The organism is Streptomyces sp. CNB091 (genome assembly GCF_000377965.1).
In genome coordinates this window covers 1-10,457 of the sequence record NZ_KB899022.1, presented here as the reverse complement: position 1 = coordinate 10,457, position 10,457 = coordinate 1, and the positions used below count along the sequence as shown (strand labels likewise).

The 10,457-nt window shown below is 74.9% G+C and carries 1 protein-coding gene; it reads right to left on the bottom strand.

Annotated features, from left to right (window positions below; translation table 11 throughout):
* Positions 1–3: 3 nt before the first annotated feature.
* The coding region (locus D581_RS01000000138205; RefSeq protein WP_018961894.1) for a type I polyketide synthase at positions 4–10,457 on the bottom strand (10,454 nt) is incomplete at its 5' end.

Genomic DNA, 10,457 nt, shown 5'->3' with positions numbered 1-10,457 from the left:
CTCTCAGGCGTTGCCGAAGTCGTTGTCGAGCAGGGCGAACAGCTCGTCCGCCGTCGCCGTTTCCGTCACCGTGGCGGTGTCGTCCACCGGCCCGGGCGGTGGTGCCGTGCCCTCCGGTGTGCCGGTGCGTCGGTCCCAGCCGCGCAGCAGTTCGTCGAGCCGTCGGCCGACTCCTTCGGTGCCGGCCGCTCCGGGCGGGACGGCCGCGAGGAGCGCGGCCAGCCGGTCCAGTTCGGCCAGTAGCGGCGAGGGCGGTCCGGGCGCGGCGGACAGCTCTGCGTCCAGGTAGGCGGCGAGCGCATCGGGTGTCGGGTGGTCGAAGACGGCCGTCGGCGGGACGGCCACCCCGGTGGCCTCGCACAGCGCGTTCCTGAACCTCACCGCCAGCATCGAGTCGAAGCCGACCTCGGAGAAGGAGCGTTCCGGGCGCACCGGACCGGCTCCGGAGTGGCCGAGGACGGCCGCCGCGTGCCGGATGACCAGGTCGAGGACCGTCTGACGGCGTGCCTGCCGGTCCAGCGGGGCCAGCCGGGCGGCCAGTCGTACGGCTGGGGTACGGTCGTCGTCGAGCGCGGCCTCCGCCGTGCTCTCGGCTTTCGCCTCCGCCGTGACCGCGCCCGCAGCATCTGCCGTCTCCTCGGTGGTGGCCGGGACCACGGTGGAGGCCGTACGGCCCGGTGTGGGCAGCCAGTACCGGTCGCGTTCGAAGGGGTACGTCGGCAGCAGCAGAGGGGACGGGCCACCCGGCTCCGCGGCCCCCGTCCAGGGCGACCAGTCCACCGGACCGCCACCAGCCGCCCATGCCTCGGTCAGTGAGGCCAGCAGCCGGTCCCGGCCACCGTCGCCACGCCGCAGCGTACCGACCGCCGACACCTCCCGCCCGGCCTCCGCGGCCACCTCCTCGATCCCGGCGAGCAGCACCGGGTGCGGGCTGACCTCGACGAAGAGGGTGTGACCCGCCTCCAGCAGGGTGCGGGTGGCCCCGGCGAAGCCGACCGGCTCGCGCAGGTTGCGGTACCAGTAGGCGGCGTCGAGCGATTCCCCGGCGATGGGTTCGCCGGTCACCGTCGAGTGGATCGGGACGGCCGAGGCGCGGGGGCGTATCCCGGTGAGGGCTTCGCGCAGTTCGTCCTCGATCTCGGCGACCTGGGCCGAGTGGGCCGCGTAGTCCACCGGGATCGCCTTGGCCCGGATACCTTCGCGGTCGCACGCCGCGATCAGGGCGGCCAGCTCCTGGGGCTCCCCGGCGACGACCACGGCTCCGGGGCCGTTCACTGCGGCCACGCACACACGTGCACCGGCGGGCAGCAGACGCGTGGTCCGCTCGGCGGAGGCGGCGACGGACACCATGCCGCCGCGTCCCGCCAGCTTCAGCAGGGCCCGGCTGCGCAGCGCCACCACGAGGGCCGCGTCGTCGAGCGACAGTGCTCCGGCGACGCAGGCAGCGGCGATCTCGCCCTGGCTGTGCCCGACGACCGCGTCCGGGGTGATCCCGGTGTCGCGCCAGTGCGCGGCGAGCGCGACCATCACGGCGAAGAGCACCGGCTGGACGACGTCCACGCGGTCGAGTGCCGGGGCGCCGGGCGCACCGCGCAGCACCTCGGTCAGGGACCAGTCGGTGTGCGGGGCGAGCGCCCGTTCGCAGGCGGCGATGGCAGTGGCGAACGCATCGGAGGCGTCGAGCGCGGCGACGGCCATACCGGCCCACTGCGAGCCCTGGCCAGGGAAGACGAAGACCGTACGGCCGCCGCGCGCCCAGTCCCGTACGGTGTCGGGCGCGGGTTCTCCGGCCGCGAGGGCGTCCAGCCGGGCGAGGAGCGCGTCGCGGTCGCGGCCGACGGCGGCTGCCCGGAAGGGCAGGGCGGGGCGGGTGGTGGCGAGCGCGCGGGCCGGTCCGGCGATGCCCCCGTCGGGGTGGGCCCGCAGGTGCTCGCCCAGGCGGCGCGCCTGTCGGCGCAGGGCCGCGGGGGTCATGGCGGAGAGCAGCCACGGCACCGTGGCCCCGGTGTCACCGGATGGTTCACCGGACGCGCCCTGGGGCACGTCGTGAGGCGCCAGAACGAGGGGTGCTTCCTCCGGGGCGGAGTCGGCGCCGGGTGCTTCCTCCAGGATGGTGTGGGCGTTGGTGCCGCTCATGCCGAACGCGGAGACGCCGGCCCGGCGCGGCCGGTCCCCGTCCGGGGCGCCCCAGGGGCGGGCGTCCGCGAGCAGCCGTACGGCGCCGGCCGACCAGTCGACCCGGCTGGACGCCTCCCGGGCGTGCAGGGTGCCGGGGAGCACACCGTTCCGCAGGGCGAGGACCGTCTTGATGACCCCGGCGACCCCGGCGGCGGCCTGGGTGTGCCCGATGTTGGACTTCAGCGAACCCAGCCACAACGGCCGCTCGGCGGGCCGGTCCTGACCGTATGTGGCCAGCAGCGCCTGGGCCTCGATGGGGTCCCCGAGCACGGTGCCGGTGCCGTGCGCCTCGACCAGGTCGATCTCGGTGCCGGACAGCCCCGCCGTGGCCAGCGCGGACCTGATGACCCGCTGCTGTGCGGGGCCGCTCGGGGCGGTGAGACCGTTGCTGGCACCGTCCTGGTTCACGGCGGTGCCGCGGACGAGAGCGAGCACCGGATGGCCGAGGCGGCGCGCGTCGGAGAGCCGTTCCACGAGCAGGACGCCCACCCCTTCGCCCCAGCCCGTACCGTTCGCCCCTTCGGCGAAGGAGCGGCAGCGACCGTCGGGCGACAGGCCCTGCTGGCGGCTGAACTCGACGAAGACGTCCGGGCTAGCCATCACGGCGGCGCCGCCGACCAGGGCGAACGAGCAGTCACCGGCGCGCAGTGCCTGGCCGGCCAGGTGCAGGGCCACCAGCGAGGACGAGCAGGCCGTCTCCACGGTGACGGCGGGGCCGCCGAGTCCGAGGGTGTAGGCGATACGGCCGGAGGCGACGCTGGTGACCGTGCCGCTGAGGAGGTGCCCCTCGATCTCGTCGGCCGGGTTCTGCGGGCCGGTGCCGTAGCCCTGAGCGGCAACTCCGACGTAGACGCCGCCCTCGCTGCCGCGTACCGACGAGGGATCGAGCCCCGCCCGCTCCAGCGCCTCCCAGCTCGTTTCGAGCAGCAGTCGCTGCTGTGGGTCCATGGCCAGGGCTTCTCGCGGGGAGATGCCGAAGAACTCCGCGTCGAACTCGGCCGCCCCGTCCAGGAATCCGCCGCCGGTGGTGTAGAAGGTGCCTGGGTTCAGGGGGTCTGGGTCGTAGAGGGTCTCCAGCGACCAGCCGCGGTCGGCGGGCAGCTCGGTGACCGCGTCCACTCCGTCGGCCACCAGCCGCCAGAGGTCGTCGGGCGAGCGGACCCCGCCCGGGAACCGGCAGGCCATGGAGACGATCGCCAGGGGCTCATCGGCCGCCACAGGCCCGGTCGCACCGGCGACGGCGACTGCGGAGCCCGAGACCGCCTCGGTCGTGCCGGTCGTGCCACTGGTAGCGATCTTGCCATCGGCTTTCGGTTCCGTGCCGTTCAGCTCGGTGAAGAGGTGCGCGGCGAGGGCGGCGGCCGTCGGGTGATCAAAGACGGAGGTCAGCGCGAGCGGCAGGGCGGTGGCCGAGACCAGCCGGTTGCGGAGTTCGACGGCGGTGAGCGAGTCGAAGCCGACCTCGCGGAACGGGCGGTCGGCGGCGAATCCGGCGGCCGAGTCGTGGCCGAGCACGGTGGCCGCTTCGCTCCGGACCAGCTCCGTCAGCAGTTTGCGGCCCTCGGGCTCGGACAGTCGGCTCAGCCGGTGCCGCCACGGCAGTTCGCCGCCCGTACCGGGTCCGGACCCGGTGGCGGTGTCCACCGCCCGGAAACCCGGGGCGGTCGGCAGGCCGCGCAGCAGCGCGCTGTCCCGTACCGAACCGAAGGTGGGCGCGAAGCGGTCCCAGTCCAGCTCTGCGACGACCGTTTCGCCCTCGTCCAGGGCGAGCGCCAGGCCGAGCGCGGAGAGGGCCGCCTCGGCGGCCATCGGCACCAGCCCGTGGCGGCGCAGTCCTTCGCCCACGGCGCCGGCGGCCATGCCCGCACCGGCCCAGGGGCCCCAGGCCACCGAGGTCGCCGTCAGGCGCCGCCCGCGCCGCGCGGCGGCGAGGCCGTCCAGGTAGGCGTTGGCCGCCGCGTACGCGCTCTGGCCGCCGCTGCCCCAGGTGCCCGAGATCGAGGAGAACAGGACGAAGGCGTCCAGGGGATGGCCGTCGAACAGGGCGTCGAGGTGGGCCGCGCCGCGCGTCTTGGCCGCCGTCAGTCGTGCCAGTTCCTCCGGTGTGCAGTCCATCAGCGGGGTGTCCGAGGTGAGTCCGGCGGTGTGTACCACGGCCCGTACGGTGTCGCCCGCGTCGTGCAGTTGTTCCAGGACCCGTTCCAATGCAACGCGGTCGGTGACGTCGCAGGCCAGCACGGTGCTCCGGGCGCCGAGGGCCGCCAGGGCGTCGGTCAGCTCGTCGGCCCCGGGGGCCTCGGGGCCCCGTCGGCCGAGAAGGACGAGGTGTTCCGCCCCGCGCTCCGCGAGCCAGCGCGCCACCTGGGCGCCGAGGCCGCCGGTGCCGCCGGTGACGAGGACCGTGCCGCGCGGTGTCCACGGTGCGGGCGCGGGGGTCGCGGGCTCCGGCGCGGGGACGAGGCGGCGGCCCAGCGGTACGGGAGCGCGTACGGCCACCTGGTCCTCGCCGTCCCGTCCGGCCAGCACCGCGCAGAGCCCGTCCAGCGCGGGCCCGTCCAGCGGGTCCGGCAGGTCGACCAAGCCGCCCCAGCGCAGCGGGTGCTCCAGTGCCGCCACCCGGCCCAGGCCCCACACCTGGGCCTGCCCGGGACGGACCTCCTCCGCGCCGTCGGCCGCCACCGCGCCACGGGTGGCGCACCACAGGGGGGCGTCGATGCGGCTGTCGCCCAGGGCCTGGAGCAGCAGCAGGGTCCCGGTCAGGCAGGCGTCCGGCATCTGCGGACCGGGGTGGGGGCCCTCGGCCAGCGCCAGCAGAGACAGGACACCCGCCAGTGTGCCGAACTCCGGCAGCATCAAGGCCATTTCAGACCGTTCGACGGCGACCCCGACCCGGATTACGACCACGTCGGCGCCGTGCCCGGCGAGGGCCTGTTCGCAGGCGAGTGCGGTGTCCTCGGCACCGGGCCCGTCCGGGGTGATGAGCAGCCAGCGACCGGAGAGGCGGGGCTCCTCGGGTACGGCAAGCGGCTCCCAGGCGATGCGGTAGCGGCGGGGGCCGGCGGGAACCGCGGTACCCCGGCGGCGCCAGGCGGCGGGGGCCGGGTCCGGGGCAGCCTCCGGCCAGAAGCGCCTGCGCTGGAAGGCATAGGTGGGTAAATCGACCCGCCGTACGTCGGTGCCGCTCCAGCCCACCGACCAGTCCACCTCTACGCCCCGCAGGTACAGCGAGGCGAGGGCAGTGCGGACCGCGTCCGGCTCGTCACGGCCATCACGCAGCAGCGGCACCATCCCGGGGTCGGCAGAAGGGGTGGGGGTGGAGGTGGGGCCGAGGTCGGGATCGAAGCCGGCGTCGGGTTCGGGGTCGAGATCGGAGAGGCAGCCATGGAGCATGCCGGACAGCACACCGCCCGGTCCGATCTCCAGGTATGTCGTCGCGCCCTCGGCCCGCAGCCGACGGGCCCCTTCCAGGAAGCGCACGGTCCCCCGGACATGGCGTACCCAATGGTCGGGAGAGCACAGCTCCGCGGCCGTGGCCGTACGCCCGGTCAGGTTGGAGACGATCTCGATGCCGGGAGCGTGGTACGTCAGCGACTCGGCCACGTCCCGGAACGCGTCGAGCATCCCGTCCATCCGGGCGGAGTGGAACGCGTGGCTCACGCTCAGGCGCCGGGTCCGCCGCCCACGGGAGCGGAACGCCCGGGCCAGGCGCCGTACCGCGTCCGCATCACCGGACAGGACCACCGATGCGGGCCCGTTGACGGCGGCGATGTCCACCCCGTCCCGGTCCGCCTCCCGCTCCGGGGCGGGGTGCCCGGTGCGGTCGTCCAGCAGGGCCCGGCGTACTTCGTCCTCGGTGGCCTCCACCGCCACCATCGCCCCGCCCTCGGGCAGTTCGTCCATCAGCCGTCCCCGGGCCGCCACCAGCGCGCAGGCGTCGGGCAGGTCCAGGACGCCCGCCGCGTGGGCGGCGGCGAGTTCACCGATGGAGTGCCCCATCAGCAGGTCGGGCCGCACACCCCAGTGCCGTACGAGTCGGAACAGCGCCGTCTCCAGGGCGAACAGCGCGGGCTGGGTGTAACGGGTGCGGTCAAGCAGCTCCGCACCGGCTGTTCCGGGTGCGGCGAACAGGATGTCGCGCAGGGGGAGGTCGAGGTACGGGTCCAGGCCGGTCAGCACCTCGTCGACGGCGTCGGCGAACACCGGGTCGTCGCGGTAGAGCTCCGCACCCGCTCCGGCCCGCTGGCTGCCCTGACCCGGGAAGAGGAAGGCGGTCCGGCCGAACCGTACGGCGCCGCCGGTGAGCAGCTGGCCCGCCGACGTGCCGCGCGCGAGCGCGGTGAGCGCGCGCCGGTCGGCCCCCCGGCCCCGCCCCAGGACGGCGGCCCGGTGTTCAAGCGGGGCTCGTCCCGTGGCGAGCGAGTAGGCGACGTCCGCCGGTTCGAGGTCCGGGTCGGCATCGAACCGGCTCACCAGCCGACCGGCCTGGGCCCGCAGGGCCTCGGGAGTCCTGGCCGAGAGCAGCATCGGGACGGGCGGGCCGGTACGGCGGGCGGTGGGGGTGGCGGTGACTGCGGCGAGGGCTGTCGCGGCGGTGGCGACGGCGTCCGGGGCGGGCACGTCCGGGGTGCCGGTCCGGCCCTGAGCGTCGGACAGGACCGGAGCGCCGATCCGGCCGGGAACATCGGTACGGCCCAGAGCGTCGACCCGACCCTGAGCTTCGATCAGATCCGGAGCTTCGGTACGGCCCGGAGCATGGGCCTGATCCTGAGCATCGGCCCGGTCCAGGGCGGGCACGGCCGCGAGGGCAGGAGCCTGCTCGATGATCACGTGCGCGTTGGTGCCGCTGATGCCGAACGACGACACGCCTGCCCGGCGCGGGCTCCCTGTCTCCGGCCACGGGGTGTGCGCGGTGAGCAGGCGGATGCCGCCGCCGGACCAGTCCACATGGGGGTTGGGCGTCCCCGCGTGAAGGGTTCCCGGCAGTTCGCCGTGGCGGATGGCCAGCACCATCTTCATCACCCCGGCCACCCCGGCCGCCGCCTGGGTGTGCCCGATGTTCGACTTGACCGAGCCGAGCCACAGAGGGCGGTCGGCCGGGCGGTCGGGTCCGTGGACGGCCTGGAGCGCCTGCGCTTCGATGGGATCACCGAGCTTCGTCCCCGTACCGTGGGCCTCGATCGCGTCGATCTGGTCGGCCCGGAGCGCTGCGTCGGCCAAGGCGGCGCGGATGACCTGCTGCTGGGACGGGCCGTTGGGGGCAGTGAGGCCGTTGCTGGCGCCGTCCTGGTTCAAGGCGGTGCCGCTGATCAGCGCGAGTACGGGGTGGCCTTGGCGCAGGGCGTCGCTGTGGCGCTCCAGCAGCAGCACTCCGACGCCCTCGCCCCAGCCCGTACCGTCCGCGTCCGCCGAGAACGCCTTGCACCGTCCGTCGGCGGCGAGCCCGCGCTGACGGCTGAACTCCACGAAGAGACGCGGGGTGCTCATCACCGACACCCCGCCCGCGAGGGCCTGCTCGCAGTCGCCGCGCCGCAGCGCCTGCACGGCCAAGTGCAGCGCCACCAGCGAAGAGGAGCACGCGGTGTCGACGGTGAGCGCGGGTCCCTGGAGGCCAAGGACGTAGGACAGCCGCCCCGACAGCACGCTGGCCGTGTTCCCGGTCAGCAGATGGCCCTCGGAGATCCCCTCGGCGCCCTCCAGCAGCGCGGAGTAGTCCTGGCCGTTGGTACCGATGTAGACGCCGACCTGCCGGTCCTTCAGCGCGGTCGGGTCCTGCCCGGCGCCCTCGACCGCCTCCCATGCGGTCTCCAGGAGCAGCCGCTGCTGCGGGTCCATGGCCAGGGCCTCGCGCGGTGAGATGCCAAAGAACTCCGCGTCGAAATCGGGGACATCGTGAAGGAATCCGCCCTGCCTGGTGTACGTGGTGCCGGGACGGTCGGGGTCGGGGTCGTACAGCCCCTCGGTGTCCCAGCCCCGGTTCGACGGCCAGTCACCGACGGCGTCGATGCCCTTGGAGAGCAGGTGCCAGAAGTCCTCGGGCCGCGCGACCCCACCGGGGAAGCGGCAGCCCATGCCGACGATCGCGATCGGCTCGCCGCTGCCGGGCTCCGCCGTCCGCCGGGCCTCGGCACCGGCGGACCGGGCGGACCTGGCGGCGCCGCTCGCCGCGTCCGGCAGGTCCAGCTCCAGGCCCAGGTCCAGGTCCGCGAGCAGCCTGCCGGCCAATGCCGACGGCGTGGGATGGTCGAACAGGACGGCGGCGGGCAGGGCCAGTCCGGTGGCGGCGGCGAGCCGGTTGCGCAGCTCGACCGCCGTCAGAGAGTCGAAGCCGAGCGCGGAGAACGCCTTCGTGGACCGGACCGCGTCGGCGTCGGGGTGGCGCAGGACCGTCGCCGCGTGGGCGCGTACCAGTTCGGTGAGGGCCCTGACCCGGTCCTCGTGGCGCGGAAGTACGGCGATCCGCTGCCGTAACGCGTCGGCGGAGCCACCGGTCTCCCGGGCCGCCGACGGTGCGGTGGTGCCGGGGGCATGCCTGGCGGCAGCCGGGTCCGGTATCCCGTCGAGCAGGGCGGCGGACCGCAGGCCCGTGCTCGTGGCGAAGCGCCGCCAGTCGACATCCGCGACCACCACCAGCGCGTCGTCCTCCGCGAGCGCCCGGCCGATCGCGGTGACGGCCGTTTCGGGCTCCATCGCCGGCATGCCGAAGTCCCGCAGCCGCGCGGCGACTTCGTCCGCCAGCATGCCCGGCCCGGCCCAGGCTCCCCAGGCAACGGACGTACCGGGCAGCCCGGCCGCCCGGCGGGCGGCGACGAGAGCGTCCACGGCGGCGTTGGCGGCGGCGTAGTTGCCCTGCCCGGCGTTGCCGACGACGCCCATCACCGACGAGAACACCACGAAGGCCGACAGGCCGAGATCCGCGGTGGCCTCGTGCAGGTTGCGTGCGGCGGTCAGCTTGGCGCGCAGCACCACGGCGAGCCGTGCGGGGTCCAGCGCGTCGAGCACACCGTCGTCGAGGACACCCGCCGCGTGGACGACGGCGGAGAGCGGGGAGCGCGCCGGGATGCCGGCGACCAGCGCCGCCAGTGCGGCCGGGTCGGCCACGTCGCAGGCCGCGAAGGCCACTTCGGCACCTAGCGCCGTCAGTTCCGCCCGCAGCGCGTCCGTACCGGGCGCGTCGGCACCGCGACGGCTGACCAGCAGCAGCCGCTCCGCGCCCTGGCCCGCGAGCCAGCGCGCCGTGTGCGAGCCGACGCCACCGGTACCACCGGTGACGAGGACCGTCCCCTTCCACAGCGGGCGCGTACGTGCCCGGCCGGCCGCGCCCCCTTCACCGGCCTTCGGCACCACGGACGGCGGGGCGGGCCGGAGGCGGCGTCCGTGGACCCCGGTGGAACGCACCGCCACCTGTTCCTCGTCGGCCACGGCTCCCGCGAGCACCGCGCACAGGCGGCGGGCCGCCCGTACGTCCAGCACCTCGGGCAGATCGACCAGACCGCCCTGGCGATGCGGGTGCTCCAGTGCCAGCGTCCGGCCGAGGGCGGCGGACGCGGCCTGGCCGACGTGTCCGGGCCGCTCAGCGCCGCCGAGGACCGCCGTTCCCTTCGTCAGCGTCCAGAGCCGAGCATCGATGCCCGTGTCCTCCAGCGCCTGGGCCAGAGCAAAGGTGAGCGCGGGACCACCGGGCAGGTCCGGGTGGTCGGGGTGGGGCCGCTCCTCCCAGGACAGCAGGGAGAGCACTCCGGCGATCGGCTGCTCCCCCACGGTCTCCGTGAGCAGAGCGGCCAGTTGTCCGCGGGACGCGCCCGGATCGTCGACGACACACGGGAGAAGGTCGGCCCCGGCCTCACCAAGGGCGTCCAGGACGGCCGCCGCGTCGTCGCTCTCGGGGCGCAGGGCGAGCCAGCGACCGGCAAGACCGTCCGCCGGTGCGACCGACAGGGGTGCCCAGGCAACGTGGTAGCGCCACGATTCAGCCTTGCGCTCACGGCTTCTGACGGAGCGCCAGCTCGCCAGGGCGGGCAGGACTTCGTCCAGGGCCGCACGGCCGACCCCGAGGGTCTCCGCGAGTTGTGCGGGGTCCTGCGATTGCAGCTCGTCCCAGCGGTCCTCGGCGGGGGTGGCCGGGACGGCAGCAGGGGCAGTCAGCCAGTAGCGGCTGCGCTGGAAGGCGTACGTCGGCAACTCGACCCGCCGCGCCCCCGGGAACACCCCGGACCAGTTCACGTCCAGTCCGCACTCCCAGGCACGGCCCACCGCACGCAACACCTGCTCCTGGCCGCCCT